Annotated in this window: 26 protein-coding genes; 23 read left to right on the top strand and 3 right to left on the bottom strand. The window is 32.7% G+C overall.

All coding sequences use genetic code 11. The features are described from left to right. Window positions 1-4 precede the first annotated feature (4 nt). Window positions 5-202: a hypothetical protein gene (locus QQS35_RS18115; protein WP_285933634.1), complete on the top strand. Its 198-nt coding sequence runs from the start codon at window positions 5-7 to the stop codon at window positions 200-202. 684 nt (window positions 203-886) lie between these two features. Here the strand turns inward: QQS35_RS18115 and QQS35_RS18110 are convergent. Together QQS35_RS18110 and QQS35_RS18105 are read right to left on the bottom strand one after the other, a co-directional pair. Further along, window positions 887-1,351, bottom strand: coding sequence for a GNAT family N-acetyltransferase (locus tag QQS35_RS18110; RefSeq protein WP_285933633.1), 465 nt, complete (start codon window positions 1,349-1,351; stop codon window positions 887-889). Between the two features lie 179 nt (window positions 1,352-1,530). Then, the gene (locus tag QQS35_RS18105) at window positions 1,531-2,223 is read right to left on the bottom strand and encodes an aspartate/glutamate racemase family protein (protein WP_285933632.1); all 693 of its coding nucleotides are present in this window, start codon (window positions 2,221-2,223) and stop codon (window positions 1,531-1,533) included. A 333-nt stretch (window positions 2,224-2,556) separates the two neighbouring features. Between QQS35_RS18105 and QQS35_RS18100 the strand changes: the two genes are divergently transcribed. Continuing rightward, the gene (locus QQS35_RS18100) at window positions 2,557-2,913 is read left to right on the top strand and encodes a hypothetical protein (RefSeq protein ID WP_285933631.1); all 357 of its coding nucleotides are present in this window, start codon (window positions 2,557-2,559) and stop codon (window positions 2,911-2,913) included. A 278-nt stretch (window positions 2,914-3,191) separates the two neighbouring features. Here QQS35_RS18100 and QQS35_RS18095 read toward each other — a convergent pair whose 3' ends face one another. Further along, complete coding sequence (locus QQS35_RS18095) at window positions 3,192-3,467, bottom strand: hypothetical protein (RefSeq protein WP_285933630.1); 276 nt, start codon at window positions 3,465-3,467, stop codon at window positions 3,192-3,194. Window positions 3,468-3,807: 340 nt separating this feature from the next. Between QQS35_RS18095 and QQS35_RS18090 the strand changes: the two genes are divergently transcribed. The 21 genes from QQS35_RS18090 to QQS35_RS17995 all read left to right on the top strand — a co-directional run bounded on the left by QQS35_RS18090 (window position 3,808) and on the right by QQS35_RS17995 (window position 17,790). Next, window positions 3,808-4,314 carry a hypothetical protein gene (locus tag QQS35_RS18090; protein WP_285933629.1) on the top strand — a complete coding sequence of 169 codons (507 nt, stop codon included), beginning with the start codon at window positions 3,808-3,810 and terminating at the stop codon, window positions 4,312-4,314. A gap of 245 nt (window positions 4,315-4,559) precedes the next feature. Beyond that, window positions 4,560-5,039 (top strand): DinB family protein, encoded by a 480-nt coding sequence (locus tag QQS35_RS18085; protein WP_285933628.1) that lies wholly within the window; start codon window positions 4,560-4,562, stop codon window positions 5,037-5,039. Between the two features lie 135 nt (window positions 5,040-5,174). Then, on the top strand, window positions 5,175-5,363 hold the full coding sequence (locus tag QQS35_RS18080) for a hypothetical protein (RefSeq protein ID WP_285933627.1): 189 nt from the start codon (window positions 5,175-5,177) through the stop codon (window positions 5,361-5,363). A gap of 118 nt (window positions 5,364-5,481) precedes the next feature. Then, window positions 5,482-5,949, top strand: a complete 468-nt coding sequence (locus QQS35_RS18075) for a GNAT family N-acetyltransferase (protein WP_285933626.1) — start codon at window positions 5,482-5,484, stop codon at window positions 5,947-5,949. A 50-nt stretch (window positions 5,950-5,999) separates the two neighbouring features. Next, on the top strand, window positions 6,000-6,170 hold the full coding sequence (locus tag QQS35_RS18070) for a hypothetical protein (RefSeq protein WP_285933625.1): 171 nt from the start codon (window positions 6,000-6,002) through the stop codon (window positions 6,168-6,170). Between the two features lie 125 nt (window positions 6,171-6,295). After that, the gene (locus QQS35_RS18065; protein ID WP_285933624.1) at window positions 6,296-6,694 is read left to right on the top strand and encodes an NUDIX hydrolase; all 399 of its coding nucleotides are present in this window, start codon (window positions 6,296-6,298) and stop codon (window positions 6,692-6,694) included. Between the two features lie 183 nt (window positions 6,695-6,877). Further along, window positions 6,878-7,378: a GNAT family N-acetyltransferase gene (locus QQS35_RS18060; protein ID WP_285933623.1), complete on the top strand. Its 501-nt coding sequence runs from the start codon at window positions 6,878-6,880 to the stop codon at window positions 7,376-7,378. A gap of 45 nt (window positions 7,379-7,423) precedes the next feature. Further along, window positions 7,424-7,615 carry a hypothetical protein gene (locus QQS35_RS18055; protein WP_407933982.1) on the top strand — a complete coding sequence of 64 codons (192 nt, stop codon included), beginning with the start codon at window positions 7,424-7,426 and terminating at the stop codon, window positions 7,613-7,615. 46 nt (window positions 7,616-7,661) lie between these two features. After that, the gene (locus tag QQS35_RS18050; protein WP_285933622.1) at window positions 7,662-8,321 is read left to right on the top strand and encodes an HAD family hydrolase; all 660 of its coding nucleotides are present in this window, start codon (window positions 7,662-7,664) and stop codon (window positions 8,319-8,321) included. Between the two features lie 597 nt (window positions 8,322-8,918). Next, window positions 8,919-9,308, top strand: coding sequence for a disulfide bond formation protein DsbD (locus tag QQS35_RS18045; RefSeq protein ID WP_285933621.1), 390 nt, complete (start codon window positions 8,919-8,921; stop codon window positions 9,306-9,308). A gap of 542 nt (window positions 9,309-9,850) precedes the next feature. Further along, window positions 9,851-10,066 carry a PspC domain-containing protein gene (locus QQS35_RS18040; RefSeq protein WP_285933620.1) on the top strand — a complete coding sequence of 72 codons (216 nt, stop codon included), beginning with the start codon at window positions 9,851-9,853 and terminating at the stop codon, window positions 10,064-10,066. Between the two features lie 421 nt (window positions 10,067-10,487). Then, on the top strand, window positions 10,488-11,015 hold the full coding sequence (locus QQS35_RS18035) for an ATP-binding protein (RefSeq protein WP_285933619.1): 528 nt from the start codon (window positions 10,488-10,490) through the stop codon (window positions 11,013-11,015). 64 nt (window positions 11,016-11,079) lie between these two features. Then, on the top strand, window positions 11,080-11,382 hold the full coding sequence (locus QQS35_RS18030) for an antibiotic biosynthesis monooxygenase family protein (RefSeq protein WP_285933813.1): 303 nt from the start codon (window positions 11,080-11,082) through the stop codon (window positions 11,380-11,382). A gap of 161 nt (window positions 11,383-11,543) precedes the next feature. Next, entirely contained in the window at window positions 11,544-12,563 is a 1,020-nt protein-coding gene (locus tag QQS35_RS18025) for a TAXI family TRAP transporter solute-binding subunit (RefSeq protein WP_285933618.1), read from the top strand. A 146-nt stretch (window positions 12,564-12,709) separates the two neighbouring features. Then, complete coding sequence (locus QQS35_RS18020; RefSeq protein WP_285933617.1) at window positions 12,710-13,240, top strand: DUF1850 domain-containing protein; 531 nt, start codon at window positions 12,710-12,712, stop codon at window positions 13,238-13,240. Beyond that, on the top strand, window positions 13,233-15,254 hold the full coding sequence (locus QQS35_RS18015) for a TRAP transporter permease (RefSeq protein ID WP_285933616.1): 2,022 nt from the start codon (window positions 13,233-13,235) through the stop codon (window positions 15,252-15,254). The genes QQS35_RS18020 and QQS35_RS18015 overlap by 8 nt, the downstream gene beginning before the upstream one ends. Window positions 15,255-15,453: 199 nt before the next feature. Next, on the top strand, window positions 15,454-15,624 hold the full coding sequence (locus QQS35_RS18010; RefSeq protein WP_285933615.1) for a hypothetical protein: 171 nt from the start codon (window positions 15,454-15,456) through the stop codon (window positions 15,622-15,624). A gap of 136 nt (window positions 15,625-15,760) precedes the next feature. Further along, a complete protein-coding gene (locus QQS35_RS18005) occupies window positions 15,761-16,084 on the top strand; it encodes a hypothetical protein (RefSeq protein WP_285933614.1) in 324 nt (107 codons plus the stop codon). Window positions 16,085-16,122: 38 nt separating this feature from the next. Next, window positions 16,123-16,410, top strand: coding sequence for a hypothetical protein (locus tag QQS35_RS18000; protein ID WP_285933613.1), 288 nt, complete (start codon window positions 16,123-16,125; stop codon window positions 16,408-16,410). A gap of 101 nt (window positions 16,411-16,511) precedes the next feature. After that, on the top strand, window positions 16,512-16,796 hold the full coding sequence (locus QQS35_RS22965; protein WP_407933981.1) for a DUF4181 domain-containing protein: 285 nt from the start codon (window positions 16,512-16,514) through the stop codon (window positions 16,794-16,796). A gap of 112 nt (window positions 16,797-16,908) precedes the next feature. After that, window positions 16,909-17,790 carry a GNAT family N-acetyltransferase gene (locus QQS35_RS17995; protein WP_285933612.1) on the top strand — a complete coding sequence of 294 codons (882 nt, stop codon included), beginning with the start codon at window positions 16,909-16,911 and terminating at the stop codon, window positions 17,788-17,790. The last annotated feature ends 14 nt before the right edge of the window (window positions 17,791-17,804 follow it).

The raw sequence follows: 17,804 nt of genomic DNA, 5'->3' as shown, positions 1-17,804 counted from the left end.
AAAAATGCTCACTGTAGTCTTATCTATCATTCCTGTTATTGTTTTAGCAACTGGGTTTATCTTTTACTTTAGCGGAAGTGCTAAAAACAATGCGAAACTAAAAGGTATAGGGATTGGATTTATCATATCTTTGTTTATTCTTGAGGCACCTAACCTAATTCAAGGTTTTCTTGAAGGATTTGCTAGTGGTTTTACTGATTAAATGAAGAAGTATGTACTAAATTCTACAATTGGGGAAGATATATGATTTATTTCATAAGTGTTTTAATATACTCTTTATTTCTTTTTGTTGTAGCAACACTATTATTCTTTTCTTTAACCTCGATATGGATGACCAATGAACCTGTTATTGCATATCTTTTGTCACTACTTGTTAGTCATCTGATATTAAATAACTTTGGACGGTTAAAAAGAAAAAGAGATTATTGAGAAAGACGTATAAGTAAGTAGTTCGTTGTCATTGACGGTTTCAAAATGAGAATTATGCAAGGTTTAATGGTTTGCTAATGGAGTGTAAAACCAAACTAATCCTTCAAAATATTCCCTACTGACGAATCTCTTTCTATCTTGTAAAATAGAAGTAAAAGATTGTCAGATTATGCGGAGGGTTTGTTATAAAGGATATGATAAGATAGCAACTACTTACATACACTAAAAAAACGATAGAAGTTGAGCAGGTAGAAAAAATACTTCCAGAAAACTCGCTATCTTATAACGAATTTGCTAACCTGATCCTTTCATTAGAAGAGGAAGGTATTTTGCAAATGATGAAAACGAAAGGAAGGAACAATCGTGTTCCTTCTTTGGCTTACAGTTATCAAATAAACAACTTCTAAATAAAGCGTATCATCAAGATATAAAACATATCGTTTGCCACTTCATCTCTCTATTGAATTTTTAGCTTCAAACCTTCATGTGTTGCTATAAAACCTAATCGTTCATAAAACCTTAACGCTTCTGATCTTTTTTTATCAGTTGTCAGCTGTACTAAATGACAACCACGTTCTGCTGCGCGTTGAATTGCCCATTTTATAAGTTTAGTACCAACACCCTTACCTCTTACAGAAGCGGATGTTCTAACTCCTTCGATAGTAGCTCTCCACCCACCTTGGTATGTTATATAGGGTGTAAAAGTTATTTGTTGTACCCCAACGACTTGATTGCCATCACAAGCCACTACTAACTCATTATTTGGATCAGATGTAATAGCCTCAAATGCTTTTATGTAACTGTTAGGAAGTGGATAATCATTATTCTCACGCTTACTTCCCAAATCATCATCTGCAAGTAGTGTAACAATATAATCTAAATCTTTTTCAGTAGCAATTCTAAACTTTATTTCTGTCCCCAATTAAATCGCCTCCTTATTCGCAAACCTTTTATCATATATAGCCTAAATGATATAGATACTATAAATAAAATATGAATATCTTATGATACTAAATAAGTTATACTTATATGGTGGTATAGATGGTCTTATACAAATATCGTAATTGCACCCTTTCGTATAAAGAATTCAATTCGAAGTTTTTATTTATTTAAAGCGTTATTTACTGCTTCTATTGCATGAATAATTGTTGTATCAAACAATGGAACTTCAGAATCCTCAGGCTTAACTAATAAGCCAATTTCCGTGCAGCCCAAAATGATTCCTTCAGCACCATTATCAACTAAACTTTTAATAACACTTTTATAATAGTCTTTTGATGATTGGTTAATTATTCCTAAACACAACTCTTCATAAATGACTTTATTGACATTGTTTCGTTCTTGTTTATTTGGAATCAAAACGTTAATTCCGTTAGATTCTAATCGTGCTTTATAAAAATCTTGCTCCATCGTATATTTAGTGCCGAGTAAGCCAACTGTTTTTAAATTGGAGCTTTGGATTTGGCTCGCAGTTGCGTCAGCAATATGTAAAACAGGAATATTTATCTTTGTTTCAATCTCATCAGTTACTTTATGCATTGTATTTGTACAGATAACTATAAATTCCGCACCTGCTTTTTCTAAAGATAATGCTATATCCCCCAATTTTTTACCTGCACTTTCCCAATCTCCTTTTGCTTGATAACGTTCAATCTCTTCAAAGTCAACACTATATAACAGGCACTTGGCTGAATGTAAACCACCTAATCTACCTTTAACTTCTTCATTAATAATGCGGTAATACTCTAAGGAGGATTCCCAACTCATTCCACCTATAAGTCCAATCGTTTTCACAAACATCTCTCCCTCATTTGTTTTTCTGATTTTGACTATTATATTTACTGGTAACAGTTGATTTACAAACCTGCCAGTTACTTTAGAGTAAATTGTTTACAAATTATTTTAACATAAAATTCCAGTAGTGCTTTTATAATTTAATCGATGGAAGAAAAAGCGAATATTATCTTCTAATCCCAGTCCTTCAGTTCAAAAGATTTAGTTATATATTTCATAGCTTAACCATACCCGGTAAGGAATATGGACATAAAACTGTACTACATCTCTTAAATGGAATTATATGTTAACATTAGTATAGACATTTATCCGATATAAAGGTTGTGGATGAAATTGATACACAATAAACTAATTCAAATTTTAATGGGAGTAATAACAACACTATTGTTGAGCTACGCCTTAATATCAAGTAATGTAGAATACCTATTACTTCCATATATTCAAGGAGTCTTAGGCTTCATTATTGTAGTGATGTTTATTGAAGGATTATCTGCATTCAAGCAAAAAAGAAAAGGATTAGGTTTATTTTTTATTTTTCTTACTCTATTTATGTTCACGGTTATCATTCTAAATAACACGATAACCGTGGAGGGTGTGATTCCCTTGTTCATATTATATGTTTTATTCGGTGTGCCAATAGGTATCGTGGCAATGTTTGCTTACAGTTTAGATAATAAAGATAAACTATAGAAAACAAACATTTTGTATTAATTTTCAACTAGTTCAAAATTGCTATTTTACTCTTGATTGAATATGAGAGAGGAATTGTAGTGGAAATGCTCATTTTAAAATAGGTGATTTAAGTTTGAGGCTATTTTCAAACTCTAAATAGAAAGAATAATAAATACTCGGCGTGTTAAATCGCCGAGTATTTATTATTTTGAGTGATTTTTTATGCCATTGATATTGTGTAATATTCGCAGCATTTATTAACTTTATGCTGAGCAAAGTATAGATAATTTCGTTGATTACTCTTGTGTACCTATATTCAATTCTTTATAAATCTGTTTTTGCTGTTCTAATTCACTACGCGCCAAATCAATAGCTTGGGGATTTTCTGTGTCAGCTGCAGCTTGTGAAAGGGATCTTTCTGCTCGTTCTAATGAGTTTTCTATTTGTTCGATAACTTGGTTGTTTGGATGACTTCTTGCCTGCTCAATCGTGTTTTGTAGGTGTAAAATCGATTGTTGTGCCTGTGCCAATTGATTTTGGTCTTGCATGCTAGAAATATTATTATTTTTCAACGTAATTCCTCCTTGATTAAGATTACCTCTATATACATATATATTTTGTATTAAAGTTAAATTAAATATACATGTAGAGCGGAACCTGATGTTTTTAATCTGTTCATAATTTAATATGTTAGAAGTCATCTAGTTTTTCCCATTTCATGACGAATATTTGGATAATTATGTTAAAATAGATAGAAAGAGATACGCACTATCCATCTGTTTTTTAGAGGTTTAGATTAAGGAAATTTATTAAGAACTTCTTAGGTTGACTTTATAATGAAAAAGGCGTTTGAATCATCGGTCTTATGTAATGCTCGATACTAAAAAAGTCATATCTAAAGGGTGAGAAAAAGTGAGAATTATTTTTGAGGTATTACGGTTTATGGTTATTTTATCTCTCCTCGCTACATTTGTAGGTTTTACTACTCAATTGATTTTTATATTTATTGGCGTTGAAAATGAAAGTTATATATGGATTACAGCAATTGGTGTATTTATACTAATGATTGTTCTTTATAGAAATAGGTGGAAAAGTCATATAAAAAAACGACTTCTCTGGAATTCCATTATTTTTATTGTTCTCCTAGCTGTGCTAATTCCAGATCTATCCCCTACACATTTTCACTCAACGATATATGTTTATTCGTACGGTTTTCCTTTTGAATTCATAACTTTACGTAGTGAAAATGGAGCGAAATTCCTTATTCCGAATCTATTTTCTAGAAATCATTCTTGGTCCATAGATAATACTATTTATGTCAATTTTTTGCTTTTATATTTTGCTTTAGATTTTACATTGAAAATATTTAACAAAATATCAAAGAATCCTGTAGATGAGGTAAACAATGAAGTTCTTTAAAAAAATGAATGAAAATGAATTAGTCAACTGGAATAAAGCTGCAATACTTGGCTTTTATGTGTATATGTTGTTACTGTTTTTGGAGTTTACCTATAATTTGTTTAACGATAGTAGACTCTTTTCAATACCTTTCATTTTTTGGTCTGGTTTGATAGTTGCTTTTGGGTACGAGTTAATTCTAAATTTAAGGACTAAATTAAAATTTAAAAAGTGAAGTAATATAATTTATATTGGAGGAGAACTTAATGCAAAATAAAGATCAGTTAATAAATAAATTCTCTGGATTAATTCCTTTTGTTCAATCATTGCAACTGTTAGATGATAAAATATGGAATTCTCCAATCGAAGAAGGTAAGTGGACCACCGGAGATGTAATAGCTCATATTATGTTGTGGGATAAGTATTTTTTAGAAGAAGCCATTCAAAAAATAACGAATCATCAACCATTAACTTCCAAGCATCTTGATTTCGATGAATTCAACAAAAAGGCAATTGACTACGCAAAAGAAAATAGCAAGCAGGAAGTAATCGATAGAACGGTATATTATCGTAATGAAGTTATCAATGAAATAAATTCAATTCCCGTAGAAGATTTCACAAAAGAGTATCTAGATGGAGACGGCAATATTTTTTCGGTCTATGACTATTTGTTAGGTTTTATCTCCCACGACCTACATCACATTAATCAGTTAAAAGATTTCTTTTCTAAGATTGCAGATAGGTGATTATCATTTGTTTAAAACATCATCCGAATGACTTTGAGGAATATCTTAAAGCCTGGAACTACTGGAAAAACATAGTGAAAAATATGTAACGTTTATTTTTATTGAACACGGAAACGTAAAAAGGATGGGGATAGAATGGTAGATATACTGATTTTGTTGCCAATCATTTCAATTATGATAGGTTTATATTTTATAACGTTAGGTCTTTGGGAATTAAGAGAAGGTGTAAATAGACATCAATATATTAAATATATGTTCACAGGACTATTTTTGTTATTTATTTTAACACCGCTAGTCTGGATGATGGTTAATGTTCTTTTATGAAAAATACTCACGGAAAATATAGTATTAATTAGATTGTGTACCTATTCTTATGGATAGAGCCATAATTTTTTTCTAGAAAGCACTAATTGATTTTATTATTTCAAAGAGGATGATTTTTTTGATTATAAAAAGAGCCAAGGTAGAAAATTACAGGGCTATTACTGAATTATTTGAAGAGCTAATAAAAGAAATTAGTGAAAAGACTAGTAAACCATCAAAATTACCACCTATATCTCAAACATTAGAACTATGTAAATATTATTTGGAAAGTGAAACGTATATCGTGTTTGTAGCAGAAGTAGATGATCAAATTGTTGGTTTTCTATCGCTATGTTCGAGTTACTCTTTATATGCAGGTGGGGAATTTGGGGTTATTCAAGAGTTTTTTGTAAGTCCTGCGCACCGCTCAAAAAAGATAGGTTCAAAATTACTAGTTGAAGCAATACAAAGTGGTGAAAAATTTGGATGGAAACGTATAGAGGTTGCTACTCCACCTTTACCTCAATTTAATCAATCATTTATGTTCTATAGAAATAATAGTTTTGAGGATGGTGAAGGGAGAAAAATGAAGTTCATTATTGAATAACTAACGACCACGTATTTGTAATGAGCTTTAGTTTTAGAAAGGAGGCAATGATGACAGAAGAGAAGAAAGAACAGTATTTTTTTATGAGCATTGGCTATATAGGGGTGCTTTTACTACTTGTTAGCCAATTACGATACATGTTGAGCTCAGAGGATAGTTTTGGACGGTTTTTGTCGTTGTTGGCTCTTCTATGTATTGGAAGTTATTATAAATATATATAGATTCCGAATTTATTGCTGATACAAAAGGAAAAAGAATCATTAAAATTGTTTCTCTTGGTTTGTTAATTATAATTGGAATAATAGGTTTTTATCTCCTGTTCAACTAACTTATAGGGAGAGGTACAGTGTTGAGAAGTAGAAGCTCAGTAGTTCTCATTCAAAATAAAAAAGTTGGACTAATTAAAAGAATTAGAAACGACTCTGTTTATTATGTTTTCCCAGGTGGTGGAATAGAAGCTGGGGAAACACCGGAAGAAGCGGCAAAAAGGGAAGCCTTAGAAGAATTAGGAGTAAAAATTAAGGTTGATGAGTGCATTGCAACAATTGAATTTGACGGTCCACAATACTATTTCTTATCAGAGATTATAGATGGGATATTTGGAACAGGCCATGGTAAAGAGTTCACAGACGAGGATAGGGGAAGAGGATTGTATTTGCCAATGTGGATCGAGATTAATAGGCTGTCGCATATCGACGTTAAGCCGAAAGAAGTTGCCTTGGAGATAAAGAATTTAGTCAATTGAGTCAATTTCATAATTACCTTATTCAGTCATCTAAGGGCAGTATATAGTTTGGAAATAGTTTTATCCAACTATATATTGCTGTAGGTAACGACAAAATTGGTATTATGAAATTGATTAAATTAACGGATTTTTGCTGAATAAGGAGATTCACACCTAGTCTCCGGAGAAATAAGGTGATCAAACTTGGTACATGTAAGAACAATGCACCAAAATAAAAGAGAGTTAGAATTTTTAACAGATATGATATATGAAGCCATTTATATTCCAGAAAATAAGCCATCAAAACAAGAGTTATTAAATTCGCCACATATTAAAATATATTATGATGGGTGGGGAAGAACAGGTGATAGAGCGTTAATTGCTTTTAATGATGATAATGATCCTGTTGGTGCAGCTTGGTATCGTCTTTTTTCTGAAAATCAAAAAGGTTATGGCTATATAGATGATAAAACGCCTGAACTAGGTATAGCATTATGTAATGAAGCTAGAGGTATGGGGATTGGCACGATACTAATGGAAAGGTTATTTGAATCTGGCTTTAGGGATGGTTATAATTCTCTTTCTCTTTCTCTTAGTGTTGATCCTAATAATAGGCAAGCATTAAATCTTTATAAAAAGCTAGGATTTAAAAAATATGATTCATCTGGAACATCATGGACAATGACTATTTCAATTAATAATTGATTACGATTTAAATAGAAAAAAGTACTTTTTTTGGGAGTGAAAGATTTGAATAATTTAACACGAACGGTCTTAGGTCTCACTGGTAGTATTCTATTGCTTGCTGTGGGGGTATTTAGATTGGTTACGGAATCACTTTCATCGACTCCTCTCTTTGTCGCCTACATATTCGCTATTACTGGACTTATCGGTGCAATTGCAGGTAGTTTTAAACTAAAACTATTATTGACTAAAAGCTAGAGTTAGATAAGAGAAAGTTTAGATGCATTAATAGGAGTGGGAAAAATTGTCGCAATCATTTATCTTTGATATGGATGGAACACTGTTTCAAACAGATAAAATTTTGGAATTATCACTGAACGATACGTTTGATTATTTACGTTCTCTAAATGAATGGAATACGGTGACACCTATTGATACATATCGTGAAATTATGGGTGTACCTTTACCCAAAGTGTGGGAAGCTTTGTTACCGAATCATTCTAATGAAATAAGAGAAAAAACAGATGCTTATTTTCTACAAAGGTTAGTTGAAAATATAAAGAGTGGGAAAGGTGCTTTATATCCTGATGTGAAGGAAGTTTTTAGTTATTTAAAGGAGAATAATTGTTCCATTTACATAGCTAGTAATGGCTTAACGGAATATTTAAAAGCAATAGTAACTTATTATAACTTGGATACCTGGGTAATTGAAACATTTAGTATCCAACATATTGAAACGCTTGATAAATCAGATTTAGTAAAATCTATTAAAAAAAAGTATAGTATTAAAAATGGAGCAGTCATTGGGGACCGCTTATCTGATATAAATGCAGCGAAAGAAAATGATTTAGTGGCAATTGGATGTAACTTTGACTTTGCAAGAGATGATGAACTCTCTCAAGCGGACTTAGTAATTGATGATCTGTTAGAATTAAAGGAATTATTACCTAAGATAGGTGAATAAGAAGTTAAATAGTAAGCACAAGGTAATAAGGAGTAGGATTTATTGTAAGTAAGTCCCGTTTCGGTTTAGAAACATAAGAAATACCATACTAATTAACAGACCAAATCGAATACGTTTTTTACTTATATTTCAATGTTTATTGGGTATGCCTATTTGCTATGTTGATATTTATAGACCAATTAGATGATTGTAATTTTATGTTGAAAAAGTATAGAGTTTGTGAAGGGTTTTCTTAAAATAACATACGACGAAGGATTGATACACTTGAGGAGTGTTCAATTGAAAAGGTTCTCTTGGTTAAGCTACTCTTGTTTCGTTGTCAATCATTCTATCTTTGATTTTTGGTTTTATGGCTATTTTTTAAAGATACGGAAAGAAATTCCCTTGCGATTTTAGCAATAATCATCTCATTTGGAAGCGGGGCGTTTTTCGCTTTCGGTTTAATGATGTCCCAAACGAGTACTCCAACTGGATAATTGTCAAGTTTGTTTAAGATAAACTTTTCAACTATAGATAGTAATTCTAGAATAGGAATTAGCGCCACTCAGGACAATTAGGCAAATTAACTATATATCATTTTTTTATGGGAGTGTTTAAGTGAGTAGAAAAACCTTTAAAATAATTGGGTGGATTCTGCTTTTGGGAATGGGTGCTTCGTGGATAGGGTTTGGCTATTCAAGTTGGTACTTACTATTAACCCCAATGGCGTACTTGTCTTTTTCGATTAACGATGGCAGCATTAAAAAAATTGGAAGGATAAAACAGATGTCCTTCCTACAAGTAATTCTAATAATGATTGCATTTATTGTGTCGATTGGTATTGTATTTGGTCTTATCAAATTAGCTAATTACCTGATAAACGATATATTTCACTTAACTGGGGGGATAAAGACACTGAGCGTGATTATTGCTGTGGTTCTTTCATTATACCCTGTTAAGTTTACTTTTGGCAGTGTTATTTATAAAGTAATGAATGCTACAAGATAAAAGAATTGCGAGTTTTGAAGGGCAGATGAAATTCCGCAATCAGGCGCTTTTTTGAATAAGAAGGCGTCTTTTTGAGATGTCCTACACATTAAGGGATTAGATTTATAAATGGGGAATCATTATAAACTATATCACTTAAATGGACTTAGTGGTACAAGACGATACAATACTGAACTCTTGCCAACGTGCTGCATAAAATAAATCTGTCTAACTTTTTGGGGTCTCAATAGTATACTAAGCGTTCTTCGCATGCTTTTGTGCTGTTATTTTTAAAGTGCATACGATTTAATATGATAATTCAACTTAACCGTTATTTTAGATTTTCTCCAGGGTATCGAAACTATTTAGATTTATTGGCGATTCTTTTATTTTTGTGACATTGTGACGATACAATTGGGTAAATATGTTAAAATCGAAATATAGTTATCTATAAATATTGGCAACTTTTTTATTCGATTTCAGCACTGATGGATGTAGGGATTGATACAGGTATGAGTTCTTTTATCAAGAAAAAGTATAAGAATTCTGGAAAGTGAAAATAAATGAACTTAGACAAGGTGAAAGTTGGAATCCTATTGAAAAATAAATTAAGAAAATCGTCCACTGATAAGTCAATATCTGGAGTTTGTGGTGGTATAGCTGAATTTACTGGCATATCTTCTTTTGCAGTGAGACTAATATTTATTTTATTACCTGCTAATTTTCTTATATATATAATTCTTGCAAACACAATGCCTGATTATCCGCCATCTTTATAATGGTATGTTTTTGTTAAATCACAAGGTTTTAATTTACTTCATAGGTAAGACTATACATTAAGTGGTGTTATGAACACTTTAATTGAAAAGGAGTGATAAAAATGGCTGCAATATTTTCTGTTATTGCTGACATATGCAGCTCTATTGCTTTCGCGATGAGGGGGAAAAACAAAAAAGAAAAGAATAACGAAGAGTAAAAATCATAGGTAATAATTATTGGAATATAATCAAAGACTTAAAGATTTTTAGAGGAGTTATATAAGGCACATTAAATTCAATTCACTAGTTAATGTTTGTATTTTACCCGTGATGCAAAGATAATATTTCCTTAGATGAAATCTCTTAAATTATATAGACATCGGGCTAACAATTGTGTCAATGCAACCTTGAACCAAACCTCTACTAGGAAAGGGGAAATTGTGTGAAAAGAATTCATATTTTTGGTGCAGCTGGTTCAGGAACATCTACACTAGGATCAACATTATCGGAATATCTTCCACATACACAACTTGATACAGATGATTATTTTTGGATAACGAAATACACAGAACAAAGACAAGTTATGGAAAGAAGAACAATGCTTAGAAAAGATCTAACACAATATGAAAACTGGATCTTATCTGGGGCAGTTTGTGGTTGGGGAGATGACTTTAGAGCTTATTTCGACCTTACTATATTTTTGTGGATACCTCCACACATAAGACTTGAAAGATTACAAAAACGGGAATTTCAACGTTATGGAAATGAAATATTGCCTGGTGGTAGTAAGTATGAGCAATCAAAGACTTTTCTAGAGTGGGCTTCTTTATATGATAAGGCAGGCATGGAAGTTAGAAGTAAGATACTTCACGAACATTGGATGTCCGAATTAACCTGTCCAGTATTAAGGATTGAGTGGGATTATTCACTTGAAGAACGAGTGAAAATGGTACTTGATTATCTTAAGTGAAAAATAATTGGAAATGATAAGAGACCAGTTCTTTAAATTACATATAGATAAGGAAGTGGCATTTATGATATTAGAAGCGGCGATGCTTCAGGTCAAACAAGGTAAAGAAAAGGAATATGAAGAAGCATTTCATACGGCATCAAAAATCATTTCTTCAATGAAAGGCTATATTTCACATGAACTTCAACGTTGCATGGAAGTAGAGGGGAAATATCTTTTATTAGTGAAGTGGGAAAAGCTAGAAGACCACACGATTGGTTTTAGACAGTCAATAGAATATCAGGAGTGGAAAAAGCAATTACATCATTTTTATGATCCATTTCCTGTGGTTGAACATTTTGAAACTATTAACCTGTCGTGTGAGTAGATAAAAGATGGGTTAAGAACTTTTAAAAGTAAATAAAGGCTTTCATAATGAGACAAGGAACCTGTACCTAGGTCCACTTTGCAAAGTTTGAATATATTGACAATTACTGTAATATAAGTGTAATATATTGTTTGGGTCCATTAAAAAAAGGGGGAGTTTCAATGAAAAAATTTCTATTTTTAACTGTTCTACTTCTATCTTTAACCATGTTTTTAGCAGCTTGTGGTGGGGATGATAGTGAAGGTGATACAAGTTCCGATACAGGTAATACAGAGTCAGAAAACGAAGGAGCTAGTGAAGGTGAAGATGCTCCTAAGTTCTTGAGTATGTTGACTGGTGGAACAAGTGGTACATATTATCCGTTAGGCGGAGAAATGGCTAGCATCATTTCTGATGAAACTGGTATTCAAACAGATGCGATTTCATCTAATGCTTCGGCAGATAACGTAATCTCTTTGCAAGAGGGCGAAGCTGAATTGGCGTTTGTTCAAACAGACGTAGTAGCAAATGCTATTGAAGGTATTAATTCATTTGACGGGAATCCAGTTGATAATGTATTAGCAATTGGTTCACTTTATCCTGAAACAATTCAAATCGTTACAACTGCAAATTCAGGTATTACTTCTGTTGAAGATTTAGAAGGAAAAACGGTTTCAGTCGGAGCGCCTGGTTCAGGTACGTATGTGAACGCAGAGCAAATCCTTAGTGTTCATGGTTTATCAATGGATGATATTGATGCGCAAAACCTTGATTTTGGTGAATCTACTGGTGGAATTCAGGATGGTAATATCGATGCTGCATTCATTACATCTGGTACACCAACCGGTGCTGTTGAAGGTTTAAGTGCAACTACAGAGGTAGGTATTGTTCCAATCGCACAAGATAAGATTGATGAGCTTGTTGAACAATATCCATATTATGCAACAGATAAGATTACTGCTGGCACATATGGACTTGAAGAAGATGTGACTACAGTTGCTGTTCTTGCAATGCTTGCTGTGACAGATAGTCTATCTGAAGATGTTGTTTATAACATTACAAAATCTATTTTTGAAAATACAGGAACAATTACACACGCTAAGGGTGAATTTATTACTAGTGAATCTGCTTTGGATGGTATCGGTATTGATTTACATCCTGGTGCAGAAAAATACTTTACAGAAGCAGGAATAATCGAGTAATAGCTTTTGCTACTTACCCTTAACTATTAAAAGGAAAGGCCGGTTGTAAACCTAGTGTTTAGGTATTTGCTACCGGCTATTTTCTTATAATAGTTGCTTTTTTTTACATAATTATTTATCATGTACAAGAATTGGTGGAGTTTTTAATGAAACGAAGAAAACGAATACTTTCCTTATTCGTTCTACTCATTCTACTCACTGTTTTGCTGGTTCCATCCCGCACCGTGTTGGTCTTTTATGAAAGAAATACAGATAACATGGAAGCATTTCTACCTCTTCAACAAGGAGACACCTTCCAAGTAATCTTCACGCATTCCATTCATTTAACTGATGTTGTAGAAAAATATAGAGTAACAGACGATTTAGAAATTGAGCAGTATGAAATCATTTATGAAGAGTTTGGAATCGGCATGCCTTCTAATGCTGAAGAAGGAGAAGACTTTGAATATAAAGACGGGAAATATCACATTAGTAATCTAAATAATATTTTTCCATCTATGAAAATAAGGAACGGGAAAACGGTATCAGAAAATCGTTTAGTATGGGAATCAGAAAACAATGAAAATAGGAACATGGTTTGGTTCAATGATTATTTCGAGCCTGGAGCATGGTTTACTATTATAATTGAAAGAATTTCTTTATGGGAATATTTGAAAGGAGTGAAAATAAGTGAGTGAAAACAACGAAAATGATAAATTGGTAGAAGAAAAGCAACAGGAATTGATTGAAAAATACGATATTGAAGCTAGCTCACGGAAGTTAGTAGGTTTTGCTGGATGGGTAGTTATTCTAGGCTTGATTAGTTTCTCATTATTCCAACTGTACACAGGTGTATTTGGCGTTTATACAGCTTACATACAGCGAACTGTCCACTTAGGATTTGCCTTATCACTTATTTTTCTATTATTTCCAGCTAGAAGGAAAGGGGATAAAGGAAAGGTTGCCTGGTATGATTGGGTCCTTGTCTTATTGTCCATTGGAGTTTCGGGTTATTGGCCAGTATTTTATGAGACGTTAGTCCAACAAATTGGTGGTATTGACCAAGCACAAATGATTATTGGTGGAATTGCAATTTTGCTAGTTTTAGAGGCGGCAAGACGTGCGGTTGGTCTCCCAATAACAATAATAGCACTATTTTTCCTTATCTATGCAGTATTTGGGCAGCAAATGCCTGGTATGCTCGCTCACCGAGGGCTTAGCCTTGAGCAATTAATTGATTCGATGTTTTTTACAACCCAAGGTATCCTAGGAACACCATTACAAGTTTCTTCTACCTATATCTTTTTATTCTTATTGTTTGGAGCATTCTTGATTCAAACTGGAATAGGCACATACTTTAATGATTTAGCATTAGTGATTGCCGGTCGTCGTGTCGGGGGACCTGCAAAAGTTGCTATTTTCTCTAGTGCGCTGAATGGAACAATCTCCGGAAGCTCTGTTGCAAATACGGTTACAACTGGTTCCTATACGATTCCAATGATGAAAAAGTTAGGTTACACACGTAACTTTGCTGGTGGTGTAGAGGCTGCATCATCAACTGGTGGACAAATAATGCCACCGATTATGGGTGCTGCAGCATTTTTGATGATTGAATTTGCTGGTGTTGGTTATTGGGACATTGCCAAAGCAGCAGTTATTCCTGCAATCCTATACTTCGCTGGAATATGGATTATGACTCACTTTGAAGCAAAGCGTTTGGGACTTACAGGATTGCCAAAGGATGAGATACCGAATAAAAAAGAAACATTTAAGAAGATATATCTATTATTGCCGATATTAGCTATTATCTATTTATTATTTGAAGGGTACAGTATCGAAAGAACTGCAATTTATGGAATTGTAATAACGATTGCTGTCAGCCTATTTAGAAAAGAAACGAATATGTTTTTAGATGATGACAATAAATTTACATTTGGTAAACTGATTGATGGATTGACAACTGGTGCGCGGACAGCATTGGGGGTAGCAGCTGCAACAGCTTGTGCGGGTATAATTGTTGGTGTTGTAACAAAAACCGGTTTAGGGTTAAAACTAGGAAATAGCCTTGTTGATATAGCAAGCTCGATTACTAGCTCACCACAAGCGCTATTGTTATTAACCTTGTTTTTTACAATGATTACTTCAATTATTATTGGAATGGGCTCACCCACAACTGCAAACTATATCATTACATCAACCATAGCGTTACCAGCTATTATTGCTTTAAATGATCAGTTCCAATTTGCAATTCCAGTACTTGCGGCTCACATGTTCGTATTTTATTTTGGGATTTTGGCAGATATCACACCTCCAGTTGCTCTGGCAGCTTTTGCTGCAACAGGGATTTCAGGTGGAGAACCGATTCGGACAGGGTTTAATGCATCAAGATTAGCGATTGCTGCCTACATTATTCCGTATATGTTTGTATTGAGTCCACAGCTTCTAATGATTGATGCCACAGCAGGTGAGATACTTCTGTCCTTAGCAACAGCATTGCTGGGTATGATTTCCATTGGAGCGGGTATGATTGGTTTTTGGTACAGAAAACTCCATTGGATAGAAAGAATTATTACGATTGTTACTGGTTTAATGCTAGTTTATCCTGAAGGAAACACAGACATATTTGGATTTGCTATTTTCATTGTTCTCGTAGTTATCCAAATCAGAACGAAACAAAAGAAGGATGAACCTAAAGCACAGCCATCTGTTTAGATGATTTTGTAAAATTAAAAATAGACCTACCCTAACGACCTTGTGTCCATAGGGAGGTCTATTTTTATTGAAAAATCTTCTCGAAAGCGCCTGGAAAAAATCGTATTTTAGACAAGTAGAATCTATCTATTTTCACTTTTGGATTGGATATTTATGTTAAAATTTAATAAAGGACGTTTCTTTATGGAGGGTTAGAGAAATGAAAAAAAGATATCTCTGGAGAATTATTCTTACCATGATGATTGTAATAGCAACTTTATTAAATACAGTCTATGATTATCCTACTTACTCATTTGTTTTGTTCGTGTTAACTCTTGTTATTCTTTTTGTAGTTCTTCATTTCGAAAAAAAAGAAAAAGAAAAATCTTAAACTTTTAATGTTAATCTTTTTCTAAGAAACGTAATAAGGCTAAGGGCTTGTGAATTGAAGCGATATAGAATCGGTTGAAAAACCGACACTATCTGTCATGAAACATTCTAAACGCCCTTTAGAGGGAGTGAAGAAATTGAAAAATGTAATTTGGTCGCTTGTAACAGTTGTAAGCATTTTGTGTGTAAATTGGGGATTAACTTTCTTGTTAGAAGCAGCGTTTATTGAGTATGCTTTTTTTACTGGTCTAATAATAGCGACTGTAATTAGATTTTTTAATTCATCGGGTGGCATAGGTTCTAGTACTGTTCGGATGAATACACAAGCACAAACAGGAATTAAAATTGATGAGGAAAAAAAGGAATTTAACCCAACAGTTGTATTTTATACAGCAGTTATTTACACGATATTGGCTGCAATAGTAACATTCTTTTATTATTGGGATTATTTAGTTATCTAGGGGCTAACACTCATTATTTACATTCTAGGGGAGATACAATGGATCGTGAAAATAACGACAACTTGAAAAGAAAGGGTATAAGAATAGGGTTTATAGTCATTTACATAGTATTGGGAATAGGAGCTATACAATTTATCTTTGATGAAAACTATAAAAACGATCATTATGGGTTGATTTTCACTTTATTATTAACGATGTTTCGAAATGTTGAATTGATGATCCAAGATTTGCGAAACAGTAACAAGAAAGGTGCTCTATATAACTTTATTTTGTTAATATTAGGAGTGGGAATTTTAGTTTGGAATGGAATTGAAATCGTTTTCTAGTATAGGTAATAACATAATGTTTGTGCTAAAGATATCCCATTTTTGTCGGATATATTTCGTTAATCATTCTTGCTCCAGTTTTCTACTTATTACACAAATTGGTGAAGGATAAATTTGCTACACCAAAAAGGAACTGTTGGTATAAGCATGAAAGAAAAGACTTTGCAATTTTATTCTATATTGTAGTGATTATCTATCTATTAAGTGTTTTAATCTATCAGGAAAGTTTCTTCTTTTTATTTCCATTCTTTCTTTCGCTAGTAAATATTTTGTTTGGTATAGAGAAATATATTTGCAATAAAGACAACAAGATGTATCTTCATTTCTTTATTGATTCATTTTTTTGGTGTCTTGCAGGAATTATAGCAGTTACCTTATTAGTTTAAAGAATAAGCAATAGAGAGACTTCACCTCCTATTAAATACCTTCATATTCCCCAGGAAATGATGAAGTACTTAAGCTATGAATGAAGAATGAATAATATAAAAGGAGCAAAATATGAACGAATTTATCTTTATAAAAGATTACAGAAATGATGAAATCCTAAGAACTAGTTTTAATGAGCTATCAAATCTGGTTTTTGAAATCGATTTTGAAGGTTGGTTTCAAAACGGTTTTTGGAATAACCTTTATATTCCATATTCATTTATTGAAAGAAGCAAAGTGGTTGCAAATGTTTCAGTTAATATTCTCGATTTAGTTATTAATGGTGAAATTAAAAAAGCAATACAGATTGGAACAGTTATGACACACCCTGATTACCGAAAGAAAGGCTTGTCTTCCCTTTTATTGAAGAAAGTTTTAAATGATTATGGGGATGAGTATGAATTTATTTACTTATTTGCAAATCAAACCGTTTTAGATTTTTATCCGAAATTCGGATTTGAATCCGTAGATCAGTATCAATGTTCAATGGATTTTTTACCAAGTCAATCAGAATCCCCGAATGTCCGCAAGCTTGATAGCAACAATAAAAAAGATTTAGATCTTATTTATAAATTCGCATCTGAAAGAAGCCCTGTTTCAAAACTTTTTGGTACAAAAAATACGCATGGTATTCTGTTATTCTATTGTATGCATGTATATCATAATGACCTTTATTATTTAGATGACATGGATGTTATTGTAATCTATAAGAAAAACGATAGCCAAATTGATATTTTTGATATTATTTCTAAACAAGAAGTTAATTTTGATAAAATTCTTTCAAAAATAACAGATCACGAAACAAATAACATCGTTTTTCATTATACTCCGGATTATAAGGGGATAAATACGAAAAGTAGTTTGATAAACGGGAGTGATACGTTATTCCTAAAAACAATTAGTAAAAATGAATTTCCATTTCAAAGTAGACATCCTTTAATCGCTCAAGCGTGAGTAATTTTTTTATT

Origin of the sequence: Aquibacillus rhizosphaerae (genome assembly GCF_030282825.1) — a bacterium.
GTDB lineage: Bacteria > Bacillota > Bacilli > Bacillales > Amphibacillaceae > Aquibacillus_C > Aquibacillus_C rhizosphaerae.
The sequence above is the reverse complement of the archived record's forward strand: the minus strand, read 5'-3'. Positions and strand labels throughout refer to the sequence as shown.

Excerpts from the sequence above, each read along its gene's own strand:
- QQS35_RS18115 (WP_285933634.1), top strand. The coding sequence starts at position 5 with ATGCTCACTGTAGTCTTATCTATCATTCCTGTTATTGTTTTAGCAACT.
- QQS35_RS18085 (WP_285933628.1), top strand. The coding sequence starts at position 4,560 with ATGCAAAATAAAGATCAGTTAATAAATAAATTCTCTGGATTAATTCCT.
- QQS35_RS18080 (WP_285933627.1), top strand. The coding sequence starts at position 5,175 with ATGGTAGATATACTGATTTTGTTGCCAATCATTTCAATTATGATAGGT.
- QQS35_RS18070 (WP_285933625.1), top strand. The coding sequence starts at position 6,000 with ATGACAGAAGAGAAGAAAGAACAGTATTTTTTTATGAGCATTGGCTAT.
- QQS35_RS18040 (WP_285933620.1), top strand. The coding sequence starts at position 9,851 with ATGAACTTAGACAAGGTGAAAGTTGGAATCCTATTGAAAAATAAATTA.
- QQS35_RS18030 (WP_285933813.1), top strand. The coding sequence starts at position 11,080 with ATGATATTAGAAGCGGCGATGCTTCAGGTCAAACAAGGTAAAGAAAAG.
- QQS35_RS18025 (WP_285933618.1), top strand. The coding sequence starts at position 11,544 with ATGAAAAAATTTCTATTTTTAACTGTTCTACTTCTATCTTTAACCATG.
- QQS35_RS18020 (WP_285933617.1), top strand. The coding sequence starts at position 12,710 with ATGAAACGAAGAAAACGAATACTTTCCTTATTCGTTCTACTCATTCTA.
- QQS35_RS18010 (WP_285933615.1), top strand. The coding sequence starts at position 15,454 with ATGAAAAAAAGATATCTCTGGAGAATTATTCTTACCATGATGATTGTA.
- QQS35_RS18000 (WP_285933613.1), top strand. The coding sequence starts at position 16,123 with ATGGATCGTGAAAATAACGACAACTTGAAAAGAAAGGGTATAAGAATA.
- QQS35_RS17995 (WP_285933612.1), top strand. The coding sequence starts at position 16,909 with ATGAACGAATTTATCTTTATAAAAGATTACAGAAATGATGAAATCCTA.